Below are 24,843 nucleotides of genomic sequence, written 5' to 3'. Positions count from 1 at the left end.
TCCCTATGTCACAGCCAACCTTCAACAAAGATCAATTTCAGGCAGCCCTGACGCGTCAGTGGCAGCGTTTCGGTTTACTGTCGGCTCACGAAATGACGTCGCGCCAGTGGTGGCAGGCAGTGAGTGGGGCGTTGGCTGAGTTACTCAGCGCCCAGCCAGCGGTGAAACCGGCAAAAAATCAGCGCCATGTTAACTACATCTCGATGGAATTTTTGATTGGTCGTCTGACCGGCAACAACTTACTCAATCTGGGCTGGTATCAGGCGGTGAGCGATGAACTGAAAGCGCACGACGTCAACCTGACCGATCTGCTGGAAGAAGAGATCGATCCGGCGTTAGGTAACGGTGGATTGGGGCGTCTGGCGGCCTGCTTCCTGGATTCGATGGCGACGGTCGGCCAGTCGGCGACGGGCTATGGTCTCAACTACCAGTACGGCCTGTTCCGCCAGTCTTTTGCCGACGGTCAGCAGATGGAAGCCCCGGATGACTGGCATCGCGGTAGCTATCCGTGGTTCCGTCACAACGAGGCGTTAGATGTGCAGGTCGGCATTGGCGGTAAAGTCACCAAAGAGGGACACTGGGAGCCGGGATTTATCATCACCGGTCAGGCCTGGGATCTGCCGGTTCTCGGCTACCGTAACGGCGTGGCGCAACCGCTGCGTCTGTGGCAGGCCAGCCACGCGCATCCGTTTAACCTGACCAAATTTAATGACGGCGATTTCCTGCGCGCAGAGCAGCAGGGCATCGACGCCGAAAAACTGACCAAAGTGCTGTACCCGAACGACAACCACACCGCGGGTAAAAAGCTGCGCCTGATGCAGCAGTACTTCCAGTGCGCCTGCTCCGTAGCCGACATTCTGCGCCGCCATCATCTGGCAGGGCGTAAACTGCATGAGCTGGCCGATTTCGAAGTGATTCAACTGAACGATACTCACCCGACCATCGCGATCCCTGAGCTGCTGCGTGTGCTGATTGATGAGCACCAGATGAGCTGGGACGATGCGTGGGCCATTACCAGCAAAACCTTTGCGTACACCAACCATACCCTGATGCCGGAGGCGCTGGAGTGCTGGGATGAGAAGTTGGTGAAAGCGCTACTGCCGCGCCATATGCAAATCATCAAAGAGATTAACGACCGCTTTAAGAAACTGGTCGATAAAACCTGGCCGGGTAATGCTGAAGTGTGGGCGAAACTGGCGGTGGTGCATAATAAACAGGTACGTATGGCCAATATGTGCGTGGTCAGCGGTTTTGCAGTTAACGGCGTGGCGGCGCTGCACTCCGATCTGGTGGTGAAAGATCTGTTCCCGGAATATCACCAGCTCTGGCCTAACAAATTCCATAACGTCACCAACGGGATTACCCCGCGTCGCTGGATCAAACAGTGCAACCCGGCGCTTGCCGCGCTGCTGGATAAATCGCTGAAAAAAGAGTGGGCCAACGACCTCGACCAGTTGATTAGCCTGGAAAAATACGCCGACGACGCGAAGTTCCGTCAGACTTATCGTGACATTAAGCTGGCGAATAAAAAGCGCCTGGCAGAGTTTGTGAAGGTACGGACAGGTATTGAAATCAATCCGCAGGCAATCTTTGATATTCAGATCAAACGTCTGCATGAGTACAAGCGTCAGCATCTGAACTTGCTGCATATTCTGGCGCTGTACAAAGAAATTCGTGAAAACCCGCAGGCGGATCGCGTGCCGCGCGTCTTCCTGTTTGGCGCGAAAGCCGCCCCGGGTTACTACCTGGCGAAAAATATTATCTTCGCTATCAACAAGGTGGCGGAAACCATCAATAACGACCCGAAAATCGGCGACAAGCTGAAAGTCGTCTTCCTGCCGGATTATTGTGTCTCGGCGGCGGAAATGCTGATTCCGGCGGCGGATATCTCTGAGCAGATCTCAACCGCGGGCAAAGAGGCTTCCGGCACCGGTAACATGAAACTGGCGCTGAACGGCGCGTTAACCGTCGGTACGCTGGATGGCGCCAACGTCGAAATCGCCGAGAAGGTGGGCGACGAAAATATCTTTATCTTTGGTCATACCGTGGAAGAGGTGAAAGCCCTGAAAGCGAAAGGCTATGACCCGGTGAAATGGCGTAAGAAAGATAAGGTGCTGGATGCTGTTCTGAAGGAGTTGGAAAGCGGAAAATTCAGCGACGGCGATAAACATGCCTTTGACCAGATGCTGCACAGTATTGGTAAGCAGGGCGGTGATCCGTATCTGGTCATGGCGGACTTCGCGGCCTACGTTGCAGCCCAGAAGCAGGTTGACGTGTTGTACCGTGACCAGGACGCCTGGACCCGGGCGGCGATTCTGAATACCGCACGTTGCGGCATGTTCAGTTCGGATCGCTCCATTCGCGATTATCAAGCTCGTATCTGGCAGGCGAAACGTTAAGGAAGCGCGATGGAAAGCAAACGTCTGGATAATGCCGCGCTGGCGGCGGGGATCAGCCCACATTACATTAATGCCCACGGTAAACCGCAGTCTATTGGTGCCGAAACCAAGCGGCGTTTGCTTGACGCCATGCATCGCACCACCGCCGCCACGAAGGTGGCGGTGACCCCGGTGCCGAACGTCATGGTTTATACCGCGGGCAAAAAAATGCCGTTGGCGGTTGAGGGAAGTGGAGAGTTTACCTGGCTGCTAACCACCGAAGAGGGTGTGCAGTACAAAGGGCATGCCGTTGGCGGTAAATCTTTCAATCTGCCGGCGAAACTGCCGGAGGGATATCACACGCTTACCCTGACCCAGGGGGAGTTGCGTACGCATTGCCGTATCATCGTGGCGCCGAAGCGCTGTTACGAACCGCAGGCGTTGTTGGCCGGGCAGAAGTTGTGGGGGGCATGCGTTCAGCTTTACACCCTACGTTCAGAAAAAAACTGGGGGATTGGCGACTTTGGCGATCTCCGCGCCATGTTGGTGGATGTGGCACAACGCGGCGGCGCGTTTATCGGCCTGAATCCTATTCATGCGCTGTATCCGGCGAACCCGGAAAGTGCAAGTCCATACAGCCCGTCGTCACGTCGCTGGCTGAATATTATTTATATTGATGTCAACGCAGTAGACGATTTCCACCACAGTAAAGAGGCACAGGCCTGGTGGCAGAAACCCACGACTCAGCAAGCCCTGCAAAAGGCGCGAGATGCCGTATGGGTGGATTACTCTACCGTTACCGCACTGAAGATGACGGCTCTACGTATGGCGTGGAAAAGCTTCTCTGCGCGTGATGATGAGCAGATGGCGGCATTTCGCCAGTTTGTGGCTCAGGAAGGCGATAGCCTGTACTGGCAGGCGGCCTTTGACGCCCTGCATGCGCATCAGGTGAAAGAAGACGCATTGCGCTGGGGCTGGCCGGTGTGGCCAGAGGCTTTCCAGTCGGTGGACTCGCCAGAGGTCAAACAGTTCTGCGAAGCGCATCGTGATGACGTGGACTTCTACCTGTGGCTTCAGTGGCTGGCGTATACCCAGTTCGCTGACTGCTGGGAAACGAGTCAGGGTTTTGCGATGCCTGTCGGGCTGTATCGCGATCTGGCGGTCGGCGTGGCAGAAGGGGGGGCGGAAACCTGGTGCGACCGTGAGCTGTACTGCCTGAAAGCCTCGGTTGGCGCGCCGCCGGATATTCTCGGTCCGCTGGGTCAGAACTGGGGGCTGCCGCCGATGGATCCGCACATCATCACAGCCCGCGCTTACGAACCTTTTATCGAGCTGCTGCGCGCCAATATGCAGAACTGCGGCGCATTGCGTATCGATCATGTTATGTCGATGCTGCGTCTGTGGTGGATCCCTTACGGTGAAACGGCCGATCACGGCGCCTACGTGCATTATCCGGTCGACGACCTGCTTTCAATTCTGGCGCTGGAAAGTAAACGTCATCACTGCATGGTGATTGGTGAAGATCTGGGTACTGTGCCGGTAGAGATCGTCAGCAAGCTGCGCGATAGCGGCGTGTACTCCTATAAAGTGCTTTATTTTGAGAATGACCATGAGAAAAACTTCCGTGCGCCGAAAGCGTACCCGGAACAATCAATGGCAGTCGCGGCGACGCATGACCTTCCTACGCTTAAAGGTTATTGGGATAGTGGCGATCTGACGCTGGGTAGAGCGCTGGGTCTGTACCCGGATGAGGTTGTGCTACGAGGGTTATATCAGGACCGGGAGTTGGCGAAACAAGGGCTGCTGGACGCGCTGCACAAATATGGCTGTCTGCCAAAACGCGCGGGCCACAAGGCCTCGCTGATGTCGATGACGCCGATGCTTAATCGTGGCATGCAACGCTACATCGCTGACAGCAACAGTGCGCTGCTGGGTCTGCAACCGGAGGACTGGTTAGGAATGGCGGATCCGGTCAACATCCCGGGGACCAGCGACCAGTACAAAAACTGGCGGCGTAAGCTCACCGCTACGTTGGAGCAGATGTTTGCCGATGACGGGGTGAACAAGCTGATTAAGGATTTGGATAAGCGCCGCAAAGCCGCTGCGAAGAAGAAGTAAAAAAGCCGGGGATTTCCCCGGCTTTTTTGTTTGGGATATGTAGGGATTAAACCACCATGCCCAGCAGCAGACAACCTACCAGACCGCAGACGGAGATAATGGTCTCCAGCATTGACCATGACTTGATGGTCTCACCGATAGTCAGGTTGAAATACTCCTTGAACAGCCAGAAGCCAGGATCGTTCACGTGGGAGAAAATGACGGAGCCGGAACCGACTGCAATAACCATCAGCTCAGGGCTTACGCCGGTCGTCGCAATCAGCGGCGCCACTATCCCACCTGCGGTGATAGCTGCAACGGTTGCGGAACCCAGCGCGATACGCAGTACCGCAGCGATAGACCATGCCATCAGCAGCGGAGAAACGTTCGAACCGTGCATCATTGAAGCGATGTATTTGTCCACGCCGCTATCAACCAGAACCTGTTTGAAGGCACCGCCACCACCGATGATCAACAGCATCATCGCGATGATTTTGATTGAGGACACCAGCGTGTCGTTAATCTGATCCATCGAACGTCCACGGTTCAGACCAAACGTGAACATCGCAATCAGCACCGCGATAAGCGTAGCCATGACCGGGTCGCCAAGGAATTCTGCAACTGTCAGGAAAGCATGACCTTTAGGCAGAATCATCTCCGCGACGGCGCGCATTGCCATCAGGATAACCGGAACCAAAGAGGTCCAGACGCTGACGCCAAAGCCTGGCATCTCTTCTTCGGTGAAGGTTTTTGCGCTGTACAAACCTTCCGGGATTGGCTTATCGATGCCTTTCAGGAAGCGCGCGTACACCGGACCGGCGAGAATAACGGTCGGGATGGCCAGAATCGTACCAAACAGCAGGGTTTTACCCATATCTGCGTGGAAAATGGTGGCGATAGCAGTCGGACCCGGGTGAGGCGGCAGGAAACCGTGCGTGACGGACAGCGCAGCAGCCATCGGGACACCAACGTACAGCAGCGGGATGTTTGCCGCCGCGGCAATCGTGAACACCAGCGGCAGCATCAGTACGAAGCCGACTTCGTAGAACAGGGCAAAACCGACGGTGAAACCGGTTAATACTACCGCCCACTGAATGTGTTTTTTGCCGAATTTAGCAATCAGCGTGGTGGCGATGCGCTGTGCGCCGCCGCAGTCCGCCAGCATTTTGCCCAACATGGCGCCAAAACCCATAATCAGGGCGAGGCTGCCAAGGGTTCCGCCGACGCCGGCCTTAATAGAACCGATGACTTTATCCAGCGGCATCCCTTGCATCAATCCGACAGCAAGCGCCACCAGGACGAGAGCGATGAAGCCGTTCATTTTGAAACGGATCATCAGGAGAAGTAACAAGATTACACCGATAGCAACGATGACTAATGGCATGATTTACCTGGCCTTTACTTTGTTATGGGTAACGTCAGTGTTTAGATGACAAATTCCGATTGTCCCGACCGGGAACCGAGTATTCACAGCACCAATGCTGATTACCGTCAAAACTAATTAGTTTAGCTGGTTGTTATGGGTGTGTTAGGTGCTGATATGAATGATACGGGTAACATGCGGCGCTTGAAAATCACCTGAGCAGGCAAAATTTAAATTATGAGAGGCGGGTCAAATTATAGCGGTGTTGTTGCAGGGGACATGCAGAGAAATGTAAGGATGCAGGCCGGATAAAGCGTTTATGCTGCCATCCGGCATCAATGCCCGATGGCGACGCGGATGCGCCTGATCGGGCCTTGCAGGTCTGGTCGTTAGTAGTAAGAGTGCTCACCGCGCTGGTGTTCGGTTAAATCGCGAACGCCTTTCAGTTCAGGGAATTCAGCCAGCAGCTGTTTCTCGATACCTTCTTTCAGCGTTACATCTACCATTGAACAGCCGTTACAGCCGCCGCCAAATTGCAGAATGGCGTAGCCTTCATCGGTGATCTCCATCAGAGAGACGCGGCCGCCATGGCCTGCCAGCTGTGGGTTGATCTGCGATTGCAGCATGTACTCTACGCGTTCCATCAGCGGCGCATCATCGGCAACTTTACGCATTTTGGCGTTTGGCGCTTTCAGCGTCAGCTGGGAGCCTAACTGGTCGGTAACGAAATCGATTTCTGCATCTTCCAGATACGGTGCGCTCAGTTCATCAACATATGCGGTCAGCAGGTCAAATTTAATGGCGGTGTCGGTTGCTTCCACGGCGTCGGGCGGGCAATAAGAAACGCCGCATTCAGCGTTAGGCGTGCCGGGATTAATCACAAATACGCGAATTTGTGTCCCTTCTTCCTGATTTGCCAGCAGTTTGGCAAAGTGCGCTTGTGCAGCATCGGAAATATGGATCATAGTAATGGCCTAATAGTTGACTATTTTACTTGGTTATAATACGCCCATCATCGAGGCTCTACAAGGTTCGACACAGGCACCATACCTGGACAGTCGCCGCGCCGTTGCGTAAAAGCAGCTGCGCGATTTCCGCGACGGTACTTCCGGTAGTGACGACATCATCCACAATAACCATATGGAGTCCCTGCACCGGCAATTCAAGGCGAAAGGCATTTTTCAGGTTACGTTTGCGTAATCTGGCGCTGAGATAGTGTTGTGTGGCGGTGGCCCGAACCCGTGTGATGGCCTGCCTGTCCCAGTCGCATCCAAGCCAGCGCGCCAAAGGGCGACACAGTAAATCACTCTGATTAAATCCTCTGCGCCAGTGTCGGCGTTGCCAGAGCGGGACGCTAACGATCATGTCCGGCAGAGGAAGAGCGCTGACGCGCCGGGCCTGTAATACCTCCAGCAACAGTAAACGTGAAAGAGCACTGGCCATTTCGCTGCGGCGTGAAAACTTAAACTGGTGGATAAGTCCGCTCAGCGGAGGAATATAGTCGCTGACGGCGATCAGACGCTGCCACGGCGGGGGTTTTTGCAGGCAACGACCGCAGGGAAGCGAAGGATGTGCGGCGGGTAGTCCACATTGAGGACACCGGCAGAGAGGCTGACGCGTTGCCCGCGTGCAAACCGAACAGATCCCCCAGTGCCCCAACGTCAACGGCATTCGGCATAGCCAGCACAATCCTGGTACTGTTAGCATAGATGCATCCTTTCAGGCTAAAAGAGAACAATAACTGATGAATGACATCTGGTGGCAGACCCAGGGTTCGGGAAATTGCCATCTTGTGCTGCTGCACGGATGGGGACTGAACGCGGAAGTATGGCATTGCATAAGTGAGGAACTGAGCTCGCATTTCACGCTGCATCTTGTCGACTTGCCGGGATTTGGTCGCAGCCAGGGGTTCGGCGCAATGTCGCTGGAAGAGATGGCCGGGCGGGTATTAAAACAGGCGCCGGAGAAAGCCATCTGGCTCGGCTGGAGTCTCGGGGGGCTGGTCGCCAGTCAGGTGGCGTTAACGCATCCTGAGCGTGTTCAGGCGCTGGTTACCGTGGCATCCTCACCTTGTTTTAGCGCGCGCGACGAATGGCCGGGCATTAAGCCGGAAGTACTGGCCGGTTTCCAGCAACAATTGAGCGAAGATTTCCAGCGGACGGTGGAGCGTTTTCTGGCCTTGCAAACGATGGGTACGGAAACCGCGCGTCAGGATGCGCGAGCGCTGAAGAAAACGGTGCTGTCATTACCCATGCCGGACGTCGATGTGCTCAACGGCGGGCTGGAGATTCTGAAAACGGTCGATCTGCGTGAGCCGTTATGTTCTGTGGATATACCTTTCCTGCGGATGTACGGTTATCTTGATGGTTTGGTTCCGCGCAAAGTCGTCCCGATGCTGGATACCTTGTGGCCGCAAAGCGAGTCGTTGGTGTTTGCCAAAGCGGCGCATGCGCCGTTTATCTCACATCCGATGGAGTTCTGCTCAGCGCTGGTGGCGTTAAAACAGCGGCTATAAATCCGCTGTTTTGCCCGGTGGAATCATACTGCCGGGCTGGTGATTAATGGCTGCACGTAGCCAGATCCTCAGCGGTCAGGCCGGTGATTCTGCAGATGGTCAGCGGGTCTGTGCCATCTGCCAACATGGTTGTTGCAATGCGCAGAGCTTCCTCTTGTTTGCCTTGTTGCAAACCCTGTCGTAACCCTTTCCTGTGACCTTCCTGAAGACCATTAAGGTGCCCTTCCTGACGTAATCTTTCGGCAATAGTCATCAACTTTTCCTTGTATTGAGGTAAACGTTCGGCGACCTGGTGAATAAATTCGCTAAAACGTGCGGTGTCCCCGGCCTGCATCAGGTAATTAAACAGGGCTTTCAACTGGTTGTCATTAGCATGTCCTTTAACAAGCAGGATGACGAGTTTTTCAACTAACCCTATCAAATCGCGTTTACGAATATGTTTTTGGATGAGCTCCAATAGCGCCATCCGGCGGTGCTGCATGATCTCGTCATCGGGCACAACGGTGATATCGACCAATGGAAATGCTGTGGCATAAAGTGGTCTGGCTGCCTCCGGGTCGTCAAATTCGCCCAGCCAGCAGAGTGAATATGGATATGGGCTGACGGTGCCATGATAAAAAAGTATGGGGATCACCAACGGTAGTTTCTTATGGCCCGCAGCCAAAATATGGCCTGGATGTTTGCTGCCATTTGTAGGCCGGATAAGCGTAGCGCCATCCGGCAGGAGCGGCAAACTAGCGCAAAGCCCACCACTCGCGCAGGCAGGCTTTACCTTCGGGGCAACTCTTGCAGCTTCCGGACAGACACCCATCGGCATCTTCCTGAATCCGCACCGCTTTGCCCATCTTTTCTAACTGATTCAACATGGCGTCAATCATTGGCTGCGGGGTATGCAGCGTGTGGCTAATTTGCTTTGCCTCCAAACGCCCCCGCAGCGCCAGTAAATCACGAACCTGAATAAGCGATGCCATCGTTTTCAGCCTTAATGGCAATCGCCAGTGGTACTGGAACAGCAGGAGCTAGCCGTTCTGTTGGTTGACAGCAGTGAGAGATCCACCCGGCTGCGGGCACGGCGCAGCAGACCCAGCAACACGATGTTAAACAGAATGACGGCTAAGATGCAGACCAGACTGTAAGTCGGATGCGCTTTGTAGCTGACGGTCTGATAAAACAGCGTTGACAGTGAATAGGCGATGTTCAGGCCCCACAGGATGGAGAAGCCCATCCAGCCACGGCTGGATTCACGTGCGATAGCCCCCATCACGGAAATGCACGGGACATACAGCAGCACGAAAATCAGGTAGCTGTACGCGGCGGCGGCGCTGCCGAATTTCTCGCCCATCACGCCCATCGCGCCTGTAGCCATCTCGCCGTCGCCTTTGCTGGCTTCAATAGGGTTGGCCAGAACGCTCAGGCTGAAGGTGTCTTTCAGGCTTTGCCAGGTTTCATCCACCGCACTGAACAGCTCGTCACCGAGGTGGAAATCTGCCGGATTGAATTCTTCTTCCTGAATGTTTTCTGCGGTGTAAAGCGTGTTCAGCGTTCCGACAACCACCTCTTTTGCCATCGCACCGGTGAACAGACCGACGGTTGCCTGCCAGTTATCTTCGTGGACGCCAATCGGCTTGAAGACTGGGGTGATGACGCGGCTGACGGAAGCCAGAGCAGAGTCGTTGATGTTATCGACGATTTTCCCGCTCAGCGAGAAGCTGTTAAAGGCGCTGAGGAAAATACTGACGATGATAATCACTTTACCGGCACGCAGCACGAAGCCTTTCAGACGTTGCCAGGTCTGAATAATCAGGCTCTTGATATGCGGCACATGGTACACCGGCAGCTCCATGACGAACGGTGTTGCTTCGCCACGCATGATGGTGTGTTTGAGCATCAGACCGGTCAGCACCGCCATGATGATACCCAGTACGTATAACGAGAAGACCGCCAGCGCACCGTTCTGACCAAAGAAAGCTGCGGCAAAGACGGCGAAAATCGCCAGACGTGCGCCGCAGGACATAAACGGTGCCATCATGATGGTCATCAGACGTTCACGTGGTGCATCCAGCGTACGGGCGCCCATCACCGACGGTACGTTGCAGCCAAAGCCGACGATCAGCGGGACAAACGATTTACCCGGCAGTCCCAGCGCCTGCATCAGGCGGTCCATTACAAACGCAGCGCGCGCCATGTAACCGGAGTCTTCAAGGAAGGAGAGGAACAGGTACATCATGCCGATTTGCGGCACCAACGGCAGCACGGTGTTAATCCCGCCGCCAAGACCTTGCGCCAGGAAGATAGTGAGCCAGTCCGGGAAGTGCAGCGTATAGCCAATCCATTGAATACCATGAATAAACAGCGCCACGGAACCCACATCGAATAACGGCTGCAGTGCGCCGCCAATGTTAATGGCGAGCAGGAACATCAGGTACATCACGAACAGGAAAATCGGCAGCCCGAGAAAGCGGTTAAGGACGATTTTATCCACCGCGGTGGTGAAACGGCTCGGCTCTGCCGTCAGGGTATTACTGACGGTATCGCAGATTGCGGCGATGCATTGGTAACGCGCATCGGCGATATGCAGCGCGGGATCGTCCATTGTTTCACTCAGACGCGCAATGGCGGCATCGAGGTTTTGCGCGGCCTCACCGGCGTAGGCACGGCTGTAGATATCGCCTTCCAACATCTGCAGGCCCAGCCAGCGGCGTTGTTTAAGCGGCATATCTTTGGCCATCGCATCGGCGAGGGAATCCGCTTCCTGCAACAACGGCTGGGCATAATGCACCAGTTCGACGGTGTCGTTTTCCTTGTAGCGATCGATCGCCAGCTTCAACGCTTCAATGCCGCGGGCGCGGGTGGAGACCAGCGGAACCACTGGGCAGCCAAGACGGGCGGAGAGGGCGTCGATATCGATACGGATTTGCTGTTTCTCAGCAATATCCAGCATGTTCAGAGCGACGATACAGGGAATGCCCAGCTCAAGCAGTTGCAACGTCAGGTAGAGGTTGCGCTCAAGGTTTGAGGCATCGACCACGTTGATCAACAGATCCGCGTCGCCGCTTAAAATGTAGTGGCAGGCGATTTGCTCATCAAGAGAGGTCTGCGACGAGATTGTCGTCAGTGAATAGGTGCCGGGTAAGTCGACCAGCGTGACCTGATGGTCCGTCGTGGCGAAATGACCTTCTTTACGCTCAACGGTAACGCCAGCCCAGTTGCCTACACGCTGACGCGCGCCAGTGAGCTGGTTGAATAAGGTTGTCTTGCCGGAATTAGGATTACCAATTAAACCAATGGTTAGTTTTTTCATTTTTATAGACTCACTGTATTAACAGGACACCGCTTCCACTTCTAATAACGCCAAATCCTTTTTACGCAATACCAGACTTACGCGACGCGTTTCAATATGGATAGGATCGCCGAGCGGGGCGACGCGAACCACGTTGAAGGATGAGCCGGGTAGCATGCCAAGTGACAACAGTTTCTGACGATAAGCCGGGCTGATTTCACGGGCAAAACCGGTAATTTTCCACGCACTGTCAGGAGTGAATTGCATAGGGACCTACTTATATCTCGCTAACTGGGTGATTACCTCATGGGGCGACAGGGCGGCATGAGACCAGATGATTAGCCAACGTAAGGAAAGAGTAAATAATCAACAAACCAATGATAATGAGAATGGTTTCTATCATCAATAGAATAAGTGTGACGGAATGTACAATTAGATAATAATTTGAGCCAATTTTGATATTCCTCAATATTTATTCTGGTTGGGGACGAATGATTCGCGCTAGCAATTATTGAAATCCTTAATGTTTAATTAAGGTTTCATCTGTTAATGAAGTGATAAATATAATGAGGAAGAGAGAAGATAATATAGTAAATATGCCGGATACGGTATTTACACCGCTATCCGGCACATGGTTTAAACTTAGCGCTTTTTACCCATTGCCGCTGCCAGCGCATCCATCATGGCGCTGTTGCCCGCAGGCTGAGCGTCACGGCCACGAGGTTTCGCGGCTTTTGGGGCCGGGCGATTGCCCTGAGTACGATCGTTATTTCCACCACTGCGACGCGCGTTGGTTTCACCTGGCTGCTCATCCAGACGCATAGTCAGCGCGATACGCTTACGCTGCAGGTCTACTTCCAGCACTTTCACTTTCACAATGTCGCCCGCTTTCACCACGGTGTGGGGATCTTCGACGAACTTATTCGACAGTGAAGAGATATGCACCAGACCGTCCTGGTGTACGCCGATATCGACAAACGCGCCGAAGTTGGTGACGTTGGTGACGGCCCCTTCCAGAATCATCCCCGGTTGCAGATCGTTCATGGTTTCTACGCCATCAGCAAACTGTGCGGTTTTGAATTCAGGACGCGGGTCGCGACCCGGTTTTTCCAGCTCTTTGATGATGTCGGTGACGGTCGGTACCCCGAAGCGCTCGTCAGTAAAATCGGCGGCTTTCAGATTGCGCAGTTCGCTGCTGTTGCCCATCAGATCGCGCAGCGATTGCTCGGTGGCGGCCAGAATGCGTTCCACAATCGGATAGGCTTCCGGGTGAACGGTGGAGGCATCCAGCGGATTATCGCCGTGATTGATACGCAAGAAGCCCGCGCACTGTTCAAAGGCTTTAGGGCCCAGACGGCTGACTTTGAGCAGTTGCTGACGGTTCTGGAACTGGCCGTTCTCGTCACGCCAGGCCACGATGTTCTGCGCCATCATGCGCGTCAGGCCCGCCACGCGGGCCAGCAGCGGTACGGAGGCGGTGTTCAGATCCACGCCGACGGCGTTTACGCAGTCTTCCACTACCGCATCCAGCTTACGCGCCAGCTGCGTCTGGCTTACGTCGTGCTGATACTGGCCCACGCCGATAGATTTCGGATCGATTTTCACCAGCTCAGCCAGCGGATCCTGCAGACGACGGGCGATCGACACCGCCCCACGCAGCGAAACATCAAGGTCCGGGAACTCCAGCGCCGCCAGCTCAGAAGCGGAGTACACTGACGCGCCGGCTTCGCTGACGATTACTTTCTGCGCGGTGACTTGCGGGAACTGTTGCTGTACGTCGAGGAAGAAACGCTCGGTTTCGCGCGACGCCGTACCATTACCAATCGCCACCAGCTCAACGTTGTATTTTTCACACAACGCCGCAACGGCGACGGCGGCTTTGGCGGCCTGACCGGTATGCGGGTAAATGGTATCGGTAGCGACCAGTTTGCCGGTACCATCAACCACAGCCACTTTTACCCCGGTACGCAGACCCGGATCGAGGCCCATTGTGGCGCGCAGTCCAGCTGGGGCGGCCATCAGAAGGTCATGCAGGTTGCGGGCAAAGACGTTAATCGCTTCATCTTCCGCACGTTCGCGCACGGTACCCATCAGCTCGGTTTCAAGGTGCATCAGCACTTTGATGCGCCACGTCCAGCTCACCACGCCTTTACGCCAGCTGTCGGCAGGTGCGTTATTCAGGCGCAGTCCCAGATGTTCCTGGATAATCTGCTCGCCGTGGCTCTCTTTTGGCGGCTCATCGAATTGCGGATCGGCATTCAATGAAAGCTGTAACATGCCTTCGTTACGACCACGGAACATGGCCAGCGCGCGGTGGGATGGCACGGTAGAAATCGGTTCGTGGTGGTCGAAGTAGTCACGGAACTTCGCCCCTTCCTCTTCTTTACCGCTGACCACGGTAGAAACCAAATGCGCGTTTTTCCACAGGTAATCACGAACTTTTGCCAGCAGCGCGGCGTCTTCTGCGAAACGCTCCATCAGAATGTAGCGCGCGCCGTCGAGAGCGGCTTTGGTGTCCGCCACGCCGTTTTCGGCGTTGAGGTATTTGGCGGCTTCCGTTTCCGGGTCGTGGGAGGGTTCGTTCCACAGCAGGTCAGCCAGCGGCTCCAGCCCGGCTTCAATGGCGATTTGCCCACGGGTGCGGCGCTTGGGTTTGTACGGCAGATAGAGATCTTCGAGTTCGGTCTTACTTAACGTACCGTTGATCGCATTCGCCAGATCGTCGGTCAGTTTGCCTTGCTCGCCGATAGATTTCAGGATCGCCTGACGGCGGTCTTCCAGTTCACGCAGATATCCCAGACGGGTCTCCAGATTACGCAATTGCGTATCGTCCAGACCGCCGGTGATTTCCTTACGATAACGTGCGATAAACGGCACGGTGTTCCCTTCATCAAGCAGGCGAACGGCAGCTTCTACCTGTTCAGCACGAGCCTGAATTTCACCTGCGATAATGCGGCAGAAAGAATCATTCATCATGGATAGCTTCGTCTATAGGATAAAAAATCAGGGGATAGTTATACGGATTGACTGGCAAAAATGCCAGTCATCTACGGGGGCTTCGGATTGTTCCGGTCTCACTTCACGTATTCGATCTCGTTTACGTACCAACTGGCTTCGCCGCCTGGGGTGTTTACTACCGCGAGATCGCCGACCTCTTTTTTCAGCAGCGCCCGCGCCATTGGCGAATCGATAGAGATGTAATCTTTACGGCCGAAGATCTCATCGTAACCGACAATGCGGAATTTGCGGATGTCGCCATCGTCATTTTCAATCTCGACCCATGCGCCAAAGAAGACTTTGCCTTCCTGTTGCGGGGAGTAATCGACGATTTTCAGATTTTCCATGCACTTGGTCAAATAACGGACGCGGCGGTCGATCTCGCGCAGGCGCTTTTTATTATACTGGTAGTCGGCATTTTCGCTGCGGTCGCCCAGACTTGCGGCCCAGGTGACCTTTTTGGTGACTTCCGGGCGCTCTTCACGCCAGAGATAATTCAGTTCTTGTTTGAGTTTTTCATACCCTTCACGGGTTATCAGGGGCGTTTTCATCTTATTGTTTTACCTTCGACTCTGTGATGATGCGCACAATTAGTATTACGTGAGCATATCAACAGAATAAATAATGTATTGCGAGAAACATTGTATACTTAAGCTGCTGTTTAATATGCTTTGTAACAATTTAGCCTGGAATTCATACCAGAATTCGCTGGTGACTCACGTGAGCTTTCTTAAGAATATACACTTAATTGTTGCGAACCTTTGGGAGTAATAACAATGCAAGAGAACTATAAGATTCTGGTGGTCGATGACGACATGCGCTTACGTGCGCTTCTGGAACGTTATCTGACCGAGCAGGGCTTCCAGGTTCGAAGCGTCGCAAACGCTGAGCAGATGGATCGTCTGCTGACCCGTGAGTCCTTCCACCTGATGGTGCTGGATTTAATGCTGCCGGGTGAAGACGGCCTGTCTATTTGCCGTCGCCTGCGCAGCCAAAGCAACCCGATGCCGATCATTATGGTGACCGCGAAGGGTGAAGAAGTTGATCGTATCGTAGGGCTGGAAATCGGCGCTGACGATTACATTCCGAAACCGTTTAACCCGCGTGAACTGCTGGCGCGTATTCGTGCCGTACTGCGTCGCCAGGCGAACGAACTGCCGGGCGCACCTTCTCAGGAAGAAGCGGTTATTGCCTTTGGTAAGTTCAAACTGAACCTCGGTACGCGTGAAATGTTCCGCGAAGATGAACCGATGCCGCTCACCAGCGGGGAATTTGCGGTACTGAAAGCGCTGGTAAGCCACCCGCGTGAGCCGCTGTCTCGCGACAAGCTGATGAACCTGGCTCGTGGTCGTGAATACTCGGCGATGGAACGTTCCATCGACGTACAGATTTCTCGTCTGCGCCGTATGGTGGAAGAAGATCCGGCGCATCCGCGTTATATCCAGACCGTATGGGGTCTGGGCTACGTTTTTGTTCCGGACGGTTCTAAAGCATGAGGCGAATGCGCTTCTCACCACGAAGTTCGTTTGCCCGCACATTATTGCTCATCGTCACCTTGCTGTTTGCCAGCCTGGTGACGACTTACCTGGTCGTGCTGAACTTCGCGATTTTGCCGAGCCTCCAGCAGTTTAATAAGGTCCTGGCTTACGAAGTTCGTATGCTGATGACCGATAAACTGCAACTGGAGGACGGTACGCAACTGGTGGTGCCGCCCGCGTTCCGCCGGGAAATTTATCGTGAGTTGGGTATTTCCCTCTATTCCAACGAGGCCGCTGAAGAGGCCGGACTGCGTTGGGCGCAACACTATGAATTCTTAAGCCATCAGATGGCGCAGCAGCTGGGTGGCCCGACCGAAGTCCGCGTTGAGGTCAACAAAAGCTCGCCGGTCGTGTGGTTGAAAACCTGGCTGTCGCCCAATATCTGGGTACGTGTGCCGCTGACTGAGATCCATCAGGGTGATTTTTCGCCGCTGTTCCGCTATACGTTGGCGATCATGCTGCTGGCCATCGGCGGCGCATGGCTGTTTATTCGTATTCAGAACCGACCGCTGGTGGATCTTGAACATGCGGCGTTGCAGGTGGGGAAGGGTATTATTCCGCCGCCGTTGCGTGAGTATGGCGCTTCTGAGGTGCGTTCCGTTACCCGTGCCTTTAACCATATGGCGGCAGGCGTGAAGCAACTGGCCGATGACCGTACGCTGCTGATGGCGGGGGTGAGTCACGATCTACGTACTCCACTGACGCGTATCCGTCTGGCGACGGAAATGATGGGCGAGGAAGACGGTTATCTCGCAGAGTCCATCAATAAGGACATCGAAGAGTGTAACGCTATTATCGAGCAGTTTATCGACTACCTGCGTACCGGTCAGGAGATGCCGATGGAGATGGCGGATCTGAACTCGGTGTTAGGCGAAGTGGTCGCGGCGGAAAGCGGCTATGAGCGGGAAATTGAGACTGCGCTGCTGCCGGGCAACATTCAGGTGAAGATGCATCCGCTGTCGATCAAGCGTGCGGTTGCCAATATGGTGGTGAATGCCGCCCGCTATGGTAACGGTTGGATTAAGGTCAGTAGCGGTATGGAGCCGCATCGCGCCTGGTTCCAGGTGGAAGATGATGGTCCGGGTATCAAGCCGGAACAGCGTAAACATCTGTTCCAGCCGTTTGTCCGCGGCGATAGCGCGCGTAGTACCAGCGGTACGGGCCTGGGGCTGGCGATTGTGCAGCGTATTATCGATAACCATAACGGTATGCTGGAAATTGGCACCAGCGAGCGGGGTGGGTTGTCGATTCGCGCCTGGCTTCCGGTTCCCTTCACTCGTGCGCAGGGCACCACGAAAGACGCATAAGAAAGGGAGGCGAAATGCCTCCCTTTTTGTTGTTGTAGGCCGGATAAGGCGAAACCGCCATCCGGCAACGTCAATTACAGCTTCGGCCCGGCGCTAACCAGCGCTTCACCTGCTGGGGTGTCGGTGTACTTCTCGAAATTCTCGATAAACAGTTTCGCCAGTGCGTTGGCTTTTTCCTGCCACTGCTCCGGTGACGCGTAGGTGTTACGCGGATCGAGAATGCGAGTATCCACGCCCGGCAGTTCGGTTGGAATAGCCAGGTCGAACATCGGCAGACGGAATGTTTCTGCGTCGTCCAGTGAACCGTTCAGAATGGCGTCGATAATCGCGCGGGTATCTTTGATGGAGATACGCTTACCGGTACCGTTCCAGCCGGTGTTAACCAGATACGCCTGCGCACCTGCCGCCTGCATACGTTTCACCAGCACCTCAGCGTACTGCGTTGGGTGCAGCGTCAGGAATGCTGCGCCAAAGCAGGCAGAGAAGGTTGGGGTAGGTTCAGTGACGCCACGTTCGGTACCGGCCAGTTTGGCAGTGAAGCCAGACAGGAAGTGGTACTGCGTTTGATCTGCCGTCAGGCGAGACACTGGTGGCAGCACGCCAAACGCGTCAGCGGTCAGGAAGATCACTTTGGTGGCATGACCCGCTTTTGACACCGGCTTAACGATATTCTCGATGTGATAAATCGGGTAGGAAACTCGGGTGTTTTCGGTTTTGGAACCGTCGTCGAAGTCGATAGAACCATCTTCGCGCACGGTGACGTTTTCCAGCAGCGCGTCACGACGGATCGCGTTGTAGATTTCCGGCTCGGCATCTTTAGACAGTTTGATGGTCTTAGCGTAGCAACCGCCTTCGAAGTTAAACACGCCATCATCATCCCAACCGTGTTCATCATCACCGATCAGGCGGCGTTTAGGGTCGGTGGACAGCGTGGTTTTACCGGTGCCGGACAAGCCAAAGAAGACCGCCACATCACCTTTTTCCCCGACGTTTGCCGAGCAGTGCATGGAGGCGATGCCCTTCAGCGGCAGCAGGTAGTTCATGACGGAGAACATACCTTTTTTCATCTCGCCGCCGTACCAGGTACCACCAATCAACTGAATACGTTCAGTCAGGTTGAATGCCACGAAGTTTTCTGAGTTCAGACCCTGCTCTTTCCATTGCGGGTTGGTGCATTTAGCGCCGTTCATGACGATAAAATCAGGTTTAAAATCAACCAGTTCTTCGTCGCTTGGGCGGATGAACATGTTTTTGACAAAATGCGCCTGCCAGGCAACTTCGGTAATGAAGCGCACGGAAAGACGGGTATCGGCGTTTGCGCCACAGAAAGCATCAATAATAAACAGGCGCTTGCCGGAAAGTTGCTGGGTGACTAACCCTTTCAGATGTTGCCAGGTTTCCGGGGAAAGCGGTTTGTTGTCGTTCTTACCCTTACCTTTGTCGGACCACCACAGCGTATCACGCGTCGTGTCGTCACGGACAATGTACTTATCCTTTGGCGAACGTCCGGTAAAGATACCGGTATCAACTGCAACGGCGCCCAGATTCGTCAATACGCCACGCTCATAACCTTGAAGGGAAGGATCAAGTTCTTCCTGGAAAAGCGTGTCGTAGTCTGGATTGTAAACGATATCCTGAACGTCATTGATACCATAAGCCTTGAGATCTTGCGGGGTTAAACTGTTGTTCACACGCATTTCACTGCTCCTTAGCCAATATGTATTACCTGGAATAGTAAGGTTTTTTTGGGATTGCTAACCGCGACAAGGCTCATAGATTTACGCATCGGGCAAAATCACAGGTGACCGAATGCGCTGCGACTCCTGTCACAAAGAGGCAGATATTATGGCAGGAAACCCTTTTTTGTTGTGGAAAATGTTCTTAAAACGTTAATGGAGAGTGTTTTTGGCGGAAATCTTGTGAGTGTAATCGCATTCATGTAAGAAAAATACGTAACTCATACATAAACAATATCGATTCACTTCCCGTCGTCATGGTCCGAAAAAGGTCAGTCAATATTCAAAATTGTGAAGTTGATGCGATATGAGGCTTTCTCTTGATGCTGAATGACGACATGGTTAGTGTTGAACGTTCACAAACTACTCGCTGGGGCATGGAATCTATTGGCCTGCGGCAGGCGGTAGCGAATCAGTCACTGGATTCAGCGCCCAGAGTGTGGCGTGTTATCGTGATTCTTGGCGAACGGCTAAAGAGGCATTATTGCGCTGAGTAAGCGGGAGTTAGCCCGGCAGAGCACACTACCGGGCTGATAAACTTAATGGACCTGTGGGTCTGCCGGGGAAGCGTTGCTGCGGATCTCGGCAATATCCATTGCGTTAAACAGATAGTGGCTACCGCAGTAATCGCAGTGCATATCGATCTCGCCTTCTTCCGCCAGAATGCTGTCCACTTCTTCGTCCGGCAGCGTTTTCAGTGCGCCTGCGCAGCGTTCGCGTGAACAGGTGCATTTGAACTCAACGTCCTGCGGATCGTAGAGGGTAACTTCTTCTTCGTGGTACAAACGCCACAGTACTTCGTTGGCTGGCAGCGTCAACAGCTCTTCAGTTTTGATGGTTTCGGTCAGGGCGGTCAGGTGATCAAAATCATCTGCCTGCGCGTTTTGCGCCGGCATCACCTGCAGCAGCATCCCACCAGCGGCGGGTTTGCCATCGACGTCGCCAGTTCGGATAAACAGCCGTGTCGGTAGCTGTTCAGAACGCATGAAGTAATCTTCCAGACAGGCGGCCAGCGTGTCGCCTTCCAGACCGACCACACCCTGATAACGCTCGCCTTCTTCCGGCGTAATGGTGATCACCAGGTAGCCGTTGCCTACCAGCGTTTTCAGATCCGCGCCTTCAGGAATATCACCTTGCATGCGGGCTACGCCGCGCATCTGCTGATTGTTGTTGCCGTTGATGACGGCCAGGCTCAGCGGACCATCGCCCTGCAACTGTACGGTGATATCACCAGCAAACTTCAACGTAGCGGTAAGCAGGCTGGTGGCGACCAGCAGTTCAGCCAGCACGTTTTTAACCGGCTGCGGGTAAGTATGGTTTTCGAGGATCTGTTGCAGGGTTTCCGAAACGGTCACCAGCTCGCCGCGCACGGCAAAGTTTTCAAACAGATAACGATGTAATTGGTCATGTTGCGGCATAATCATCTCTCTTGCAGGTGACAGTCACTCGCTGTCGCCGTGTTTAAATCGTAACAGGTCGCGGCGTTCTTTCTTGTCCGGTCGTCTGTCCGGGTGCGGCATGGTTAACGCGTTAAGTTTACGCGCCAGCGCCATTTTTTCGCGTTTTTCCACGCTTTCCGCGGTTTCTTCATACAGCGTAACGGCTTCCGTGGCCGGGCGACGCTGCTCGGTAATGGCCTTGATAATGACCGTCCGCTCGTCATTTCCCTGGCGCAGGGTGAGGGTGGCGTTCAGCTCGACAATCTTGCTCGGCTTACTACGTTGGCCGTTGTAATGCACCTTACCGCCTTCAACCATTTCACGGGCCAGCGCACGCGTTTTATAAAAGCGCGCAGCCCATAGCCATTTATCCAACCTGACTTCAGCAGAGGGCTTTTCTTTCATGGCGTCTCCTTCACATCAGTGAGGGGATCAGTCGGCGGTAGTCATTCAATGACGGATGGCGTGCGTACTGTTTTTCCGCAATACCTGAGTCGGGATTGGTTACGCCGAGGCAGTAACGAATGCCGAACAGAGCAGCGGCGTCGAGAATGGGTTCGCTATCGTCAATAAACAGCGTCTTCTCTGCACTCATTCCCGTTTCTTCAGCCACAGCGTGCCATAACCGCTGATCCTCTTTGGGATAACCAAATGTGTGGGTGGAAAGTAATAAATCAAGGTGCGAGGCCAGACCGGTATGCTCCAGCTTCACCGCGAGGTTATGCGGATGCGCGTTGGTGAGCAAAATACGGCGCTTGCCGCTGGCTTTTAAGGCATCAAGAAACGGTACGGTATCTTCACGCAAAACAGCGCGTGGTCCCTGTGCCGTTGTCATAGCGCAAATATCCAGATCCAGGCGCTCGCTCCAGTAATCCAGGCAGTACCAGTTTAGCGTATGCTGCACGGCATGATACTGCTGGCGAATATAGTCCTGGGCTTCCTGGGGAGAGATACCCTGCTTTGCGCCATAGGTTTCCGGCACCAGTTTTTGCCAGAAATAGTTATCGAATGCCAGATCGAGCAGCGTGCCGTCCATATCTAACAACACGGTGTCGACATCCTGCCAGGCAATATTGATATGCATGGAACCCCCCCAGAAGAAAACATGATGCGCGACAGGGTAGCATATCCTGGCGCGCGAGCGTGTTATCGAATCAGGCTTTCCGGGTCGTCAATCAGCGTTGGGTTGAGGCAACTTTCGTAATAGCTTTGAATTTCTGCGATGCGCGAGCGATGGCGCTGGTAGCGTCTGAATGCCTGAACGCTGTTATAGATAGCGCATCCGAGCATGGAGAGCATCAGCAGCGTCGTGCCAAGGTAGCGCCATAATCCTGAACGATCCGGGATTCGGTGCAGGCCAATGTGCTGGGTACCGTTGGCGTCGGTAGAGATATTGGTGACGATCCCCTCCGCGCGAAACGGTGTTTGCATTAGCATCTGGGCCAGACGCTGAAAGGCGTTCCACTGTTCGTGCGGCGGGTAGTCATACAGGGAGGTTGACGGCCACGGCTGATCGACCAGATCGCTGCCCTCGTCGCTGATAATCAGAAAACCGCCGGGGGCAGGGCTATTCAGCGCCTGGGCCGCTCGCGCTGTCTCGCGTGAAATAAACGGCGCCGTAGAGGTATTGACCAGATTATCCAGCGACTCGGCGCTTACCGGACGCAGCAGCACATTTACGCCATCCAGTTTTCCGGCGTTAGCGCGTTTCACCAGGGCGGCCCAGTCTTTACTGTTACCGAGGTTAACCAGCGCATTTTTTAAGCGCACGCATTCATCTTTGGCTGCGCACAGATCGGCTGTTTTCAGGACAATTTCACCAAAATCATCCAGTAACACCATGCCAGACTTTTGGATTGCCGAACGTAATGACGCGCTGACGCGGGAATCATCATCTGGTTTGGGGTGCAACTGACGGCTTACGGCCTGCGTAAGCGCGGTGGCTTTGTTCACCAGATCGGATTCCGGAAGCGGTAGCGCGCGCGCGTCATTCCAGATAATTTGCGTGCAATCAAAAGGCATGAACGGCGTGGCGGGCTGTGTATTCCAGCTCCCCTGGGTATGAATGTTACACATACCTGTGCCGCTCAGGTGTAGTGTGTCCCCCACGCGGACGCCCGCGTTCTCAAGCTGTTTCACGCTGGTGGCTTCGATAGTCTGTGCGCCTTTCATCCAGGAAAGGGTGAATTTTATCGGCATATCCAACGGGATCCAGAACAGCAGCATCAGCAGCACTAACAGCGAACCGCCAGCGATAACGGCATTGCGTAGCCAGTGTTGCAACGGGAAATTTTTAACCTCGTCGTGCAGGGATAAAAAACGCCCCTGGCGTACAACGTGGCGATCGAGATAAATATCGATATCCGTTTGCTGACCAAGATCCTGCGCAATGTAAGGCTGCCAGTGAGGGGGATAGATCAGATCAATAATACCCAGAGAAATATTGTTAATTTGCTCCTGGTCGTTCTCGCCAAACAAACCCCAGCGACGCGGCGTCCCGCGCAGACAATGAATTTCTCGCAGGGCGGTTTTAGATGGCGGAGCGAACAGCCCCCACAGACCTGCACCGAGCAACAGCACCGCGCCACCGACTGCCCACGGAACAAACGTATCCGGGATGATTAAACATAAAAAGAACAGCAGGAATGATGCGGCGATCAGTAACGCTTCGCGTAATCCAGAAGGGCGGCTGAGCGCATATTCTTCATAGGTTTCCTGACGAATATTCAGCAGTTCGATTTGTTCGCTTTCTTCACCGCGAATGGACGCTTGGGTAGAGGCGGTATGCTGTAACGCATAGCCACGCGCTTCCTGCATATATTCCTGCAGGGTGTGGCCGTTTAGCGAAATAACCAGCGGTAACGTATTGGTGTGAATCAACTCAACGCTGTTTTCGTCATTGATGTATTGTTCCCAAAAAGGCGGCAAATGCACCTCAACGGAATCAAGATAATAGCGCCATTTGTTAGGATCGTCGGTGGTAATACCGTAACGTGTAATCGCGTGCGTAAGCACAATAACACTGTTACTTTGGGCATTCAGTGTTAACGATACTGGCGCAGAACTGGCGCCAGTTGGACCAGGTACTTGCTGAATTTGACTCAGGTTTTCGAGATAGTTTTCGACAGCGCTGCGTTCTTCAGGCGTAAGCTTACGCTTAGAGGCGTCTGAAAAGACGTTGCTCAAAGGTAAATTTTTCTGTCTGGATTTCGTTCTGAGTCGCCACCCTGCAAGCAATGAGCAGGCCAGCAAAGCAGCTAAAAAAATCAGAATGGTGCTCATGCTTTCCCCATCTTACTTAGTCTGTCAGGCGTGGTCAGTTGCACCCTGTTCAATATTCGTGATTCTTTAGTTGGCTATCGGCAAGTGTGGAGTTGAACTTGAGCATCTTAAAGCGCAGCCCAGTAAATGCGAATCATAGCAAAATCACTAAAAATGGAATATCAGCAAATTCCTGGAGTTATTTCAACCTATTGACTTTTAATTTGAAATAGGGATTAACTTTTAGTACGTTACATAAATGTAAATAAACGGCAATTCACGTTGCCGAAACCGTGCGGTATATCGCACAATGACCCCAGATTTCACAGCAAAGACCCTCACAATGAGCAAATCATTACAAAAACCCACGATTTTGAAAGTGGAAACCGTCGCCCAATCCCGGCTGTTTAAGGTCGAAAGCGTGGACCTTGAGTTCAGCAACGGCGTACGCCGCGTTTATGAACGTATGCGGCCCTCCACGCGTGAAGCGGTAATGATTGTGCCGATTGTGGATGACCACCTGATCCTTATCCGCGAATACGCGGTCGGGACCGAGTCCTACGAACTGGGTTTTTCCAAAGGATTAATCGATCCCGGTGAAAGCGTATTTGAGGCGGCGAATCGGGAACTGAAAGAAGAGGTGGGATTTGGCGCGAAAGATCTGACGTTTTTGAAGAAACTCAGCATGGCGCCGTCTTATTTCTCCAGCAAAATGAACATTGTGGTGGCAGAGGACCTTTATCCTGAATCGCTGGAAGGGGATGAACCTGAGCCATTACCGCAGGTACGCTGGCCGCTCGCGCATATGATGGATTTGCTGGAAGACCCTGATTTCCACGAAGCGCGTAATGTGAGCGCGTTGTTCCTCGTACGTGAATGGCTGAAAGGGCAGGGACGGCTTTAATATCTATCCCACTAATACACAAACACTA

General features: G+C 53.8%; 19 protein-coding genes and 1 pseudogene. 6 read left to right on the top strand and 14 right to left on the bottom strand.

The window, feature by feature from the left end; genetic code table 11:
• The first annotated feature begins 5 nt into the window (after nucleotides 1-5).
• Both malP and malQ read left to right on the top strand, forming a co-directional pair.
• Nucleotides 6-2,399, top strand: coding sequence for a maltodextrin phosphorylase (gene malP / locus OGV69_RS05055; RefSeq protein WP_069323796.1), 2,394 nt, complete (start codon nucleotides 6-8; stop codon nucleotides 2,397-2,399).
• Between the two features lie 9 nt (nucleotides 2,400-2,408).
• Nucleotides 2,409-4,496, top strand: coding sequence for a 4-alpha-glucanotransferase (gene malQ / locus OGV69_RS05050; RefSeq protein ID WP_069323797.1), 2,088 nt, complete (start codon nucleotides 2,409-2,411; stop codon nucleotides 4,494-4,496).
• Between the two features lie 46 nt (nucleotides 4,497-4,542).
• On the opposite strand, the gene gntT is transcribed toward malQ, so the two are convergent.
• The 3 genes from gntT to gntX all read right to left on the bottom strand — a co-directional run bounded on the left by gntT (nucleotide 4,543) and on the right by gntX (nucleotide 7,545).
• Nucleotides 4,543-5,859 carry a gluconate transporter gene (gene gntT, locus OGV69_RS05045; protein ID WP_003023507.1) on the bottom strand — a complete coding sequence of 439 codons (1,317 nt, stop codon included), beginning with the start codon at nucleotides 5,857-5,859 and terminating at the stop codon, nucleotides 4,543-4,545.
• A 368-nt stretch (nucleotides 5,860-6,227) separates the two neighbouring features.
• Nucleotides 6,228-6,803: a Fe-S biogenesis protein NfuA gene (gene nfuA, locus OGV69_RS05040; protein ID WP_003023509.1), complete on the bottom strand. Its 576-nt coding sequence runs from the start codon at nucleotides 6,801-6,803 to the stop codon at nucleotides 6,228-6,230.
• Between the two features lie 58 nt (nucleotides 6,804-6,861).
• On the bottom strand, nucleotides 6,862-7,545 hold the full coding sequence (gntX, locus tag OGV69_RS05035) for a DNA utilization protein GntX (RefSeq protein ID WP_038634901.1): 684 nt from the start codon (nucleotides 7,543-7,545) through the stop codon (nucleotides 6,862-6,864).
• A gap of 37 nt (nucleotides 7,546-7,582) precedes the next feature.
• Between gntX and bioH the strand changes: the two genes are divergently transcribed.
• Nucleotides 7,583-8,353: a pimeloyl-ACP methyl ester esterase BioH gene (gene bioH / locus OGV69_RS05030; protein WP_069323798.1), complete on the top strand. Its 771-nt coding sequence runs from the start codon at nucleotides 7,583-7,585 to the stop codon at nucleotides 8,351-8,353.
• A 43-nt stretch (nucleotides 8,354-8,396) separates the two neighbouring features.
• On the opposite strand, the pseudogene OGV69_RS05025 reads toward bioH, so the two are convergent.
• The 6 genes and pseudogenes from OGV69_RS05025 to greB form a co-directional block, all read right to left on the bottom strand.
• Nucleotides 8,397-9,017, bottom strand: a pseudogene (locus OGV69_RS05025) (Rpn family recombination-promoting nuclease/putative transposase); the annotation flags it as partial.
• A gap of 70 nt (nucleotides 9,018-9,087) precedes the next feature.
• A complete protein-coding gene (gene feoC, locus OGV69_RS05020) occupies nucleotides 9,088-9,324 on the bottom strand; it encodes a [Fe-S]-dependent transcriptional repressor FeoC (protein ID WP_069323799.1) in 237 nt (78 codons plus the stop codon).
• Between the two features lie 11 nt (nucleotides 9,325-9,335).
• Complete coding sequence (feoB, locus tag OGV69_RS05015; RefSeq protein ID WP_038634892.1) at nucleotides 9,336-11,654, bottom strand: Fe(2+) transporter permease subunit FeoB; 2,319 nt, start codon at nucleotides 11,652-11,654, stop codon at nucleotides 9,336-9,338.
• Between the two features lie 18 nt (nucleotides 11,655-11,672).
• Entirely contained in the window at nucleotides 11,673-11,900 is a 228-nt protein-coding gene (gene feoA / locus OGV69_RS05010; RefSeq protein WP_003023519.1) for a ferrous iron transporter A, read from the bottom strand.
• A gap of 375 nt (nucleotides 11,901-12,275) precedes the next feature.
• The gene (locus OGV69_RS05005; RefSeq protein WP_069323800.1) at nucleotides 12,276-14,609 is read right to left on the bottom strand and encodes a Tex family protein; all 2,334 of its coding nucleotides are present in this window, start codon (nucleotides 14,607-14,609) and stop codon (nucleotides 12,276-12,278) included.
• A gap of 98 nt (nucleotides 14,610-14,707) precedes the next feature.
• The gene (gene greB, locus OGV69_RS05000) at nucleotides 14,708-15,181 is read right to left on the bottom strand and encodes a transcription elongation factor GreB (protein WP_003023524.1); all 474 of its coding nucleotides are present in this window, start codon (nucleotides 15,179-15,181) and stop codon (nucleotides 14,708-14,710) included.
• Between the two features lie 225 nt (nucleotides 15,182-15,406).
• Between greB and ompR the strand changes: the two genes are divergently transcribed.
• Together ompR and envZ are read left to right on the top strand one after the other, a co-directional pair.
• Nucleotides 15,407-16,126 carry an osmolarity response regulator transcription factor OmpR gene (gene ompR / locus OGV69_RS04995; protein ID WP_001157751.1) on the top strand — a complete coding sequence of 240 codons (720 nt, stop codon included), beginning with the start codon at nucleotides 15,407-15,409 and terminating at the stop codon, nucleotides 16,124-16,126.
• On the top strand, nucleotides 16,123-17,475 hold the full coding sequence (envZ, locus tag OGV69_RS04990) for a two-component system sensor histidine kinase EnvZ (protein ID WP_042311918.1): 1,353 nt from the start codon (nucleotides 16,123-16,125) through the stop codon (nucleotides 17,473-17,475). The genes ompR and envZ overlap by 4 nt, the downstream gene beginning before the upstream one ends.
• A 74-nt stretch (nucleotides 17,476-17,549) precedes the next feature.
• Here the strand turns inward: envZ and pckA are convergent, their stop codons facing one another.
• The 5 genes from pckA to igaA form a co-directional block, all read right to left on the bottom strand.
• Complete coding sequence (gene pckA / locus OGV69_RS04985; RefSeq protein ID WP_038634881.1) at nucleotides 17,550-19,172, bottom strand: phosphoenolpyruvate carboxykinase (ATP); 1,623 nt, start codon at nucleotides 19,170-19,172, stop codon at nucleotides 17,550-17,552.
• Nucleotides 19,173-19,750: 578 nt separating this feature from the next.
• The gene (gene hslO, locus OGV69_RS04980) at nucleotides 19,751-20,629 is read right to left on the bottom strand and encodes an Hsp33 family molecular chaperone HslO (RefSeq protein WP_016157640.1); all 879 of its coding nucleotides are present in this window, start codon (nucleotides 20,627-20,629) and stop codon (nucleotides 19,751-19,753) included.
• Nucleotides 20,630-20,653: 24 nt separating this feature from the next.
• Nucleotides 20,654-21,055, bottom strand: a complete 402-nt coding sequence (hslR, locus tag OGV69_RS04975; RefSeq protein WP_003837900.1) for a ribosome-associated heat shock protein Hsp15 — start codon at nucleotides 21,053-21,055, stop codon at nucleotides 20,654-20,656.
• 10 nt (nucleotides 21,056-21,065) lie between these two features.
• On the bottom strand, nucleotides 21,066-21,734 hold the full coding sequence (gene yrfG / locus OGV69_RS04970; RefSeq protein ID WP_038634874.1) for a GMP/IMP nucleotidase: 669 nt from the start codon (nucleotides 21,732-21,734) through the stop codon (nucleotides 21,066-21,068).
• Nucleotides 21,735-21,796: 62 nt separating this feature from the next.
• The gene (igaA, locus tag OGV69_RS04965) at nucleotides 21,797-23,932 is read right to left on the bottom strand and encodes an intracellular growth attenuator protein IgaA (RefSeq protein WP_069323801.1); all 2,136 of its coding nucleotides are present in this window, start codon (nucleotides 23,930-23,932) and stop codon (nucleotides 21,797-21,799) included.
• 322 nt (nucleotides 23,933-24,254) lie between these two features.
• On the opposite strand from igaA, the gene nudE reads away from it, so the two are divergent.
• Entirely contained in the window at nucleotides 24,255-24,815 is a 561-nt protein-coding gene (gene nudE, locus OGV69_RS04960; RefSeq protein WP_038634868.1) for an ADP compounds hydrolase NudE, read from the top strand.
• The last annotated feature ends 28 nt before the right edge of the window (nucleotides 24,816-24,843 follow it).

This window comes from Citrobacter sp. Cc139, from assembly GCF_030334645.1.
GTDB lineage: Bacteria > Pseudomonadota > Gammaproteobacteria > Enterobacterales > Enterobacteriaceae > Citrobacter > Citrobacter werkmanii.
This window is presented reverse-complemented; position numbering and strand designations above follow the sequence as displayed.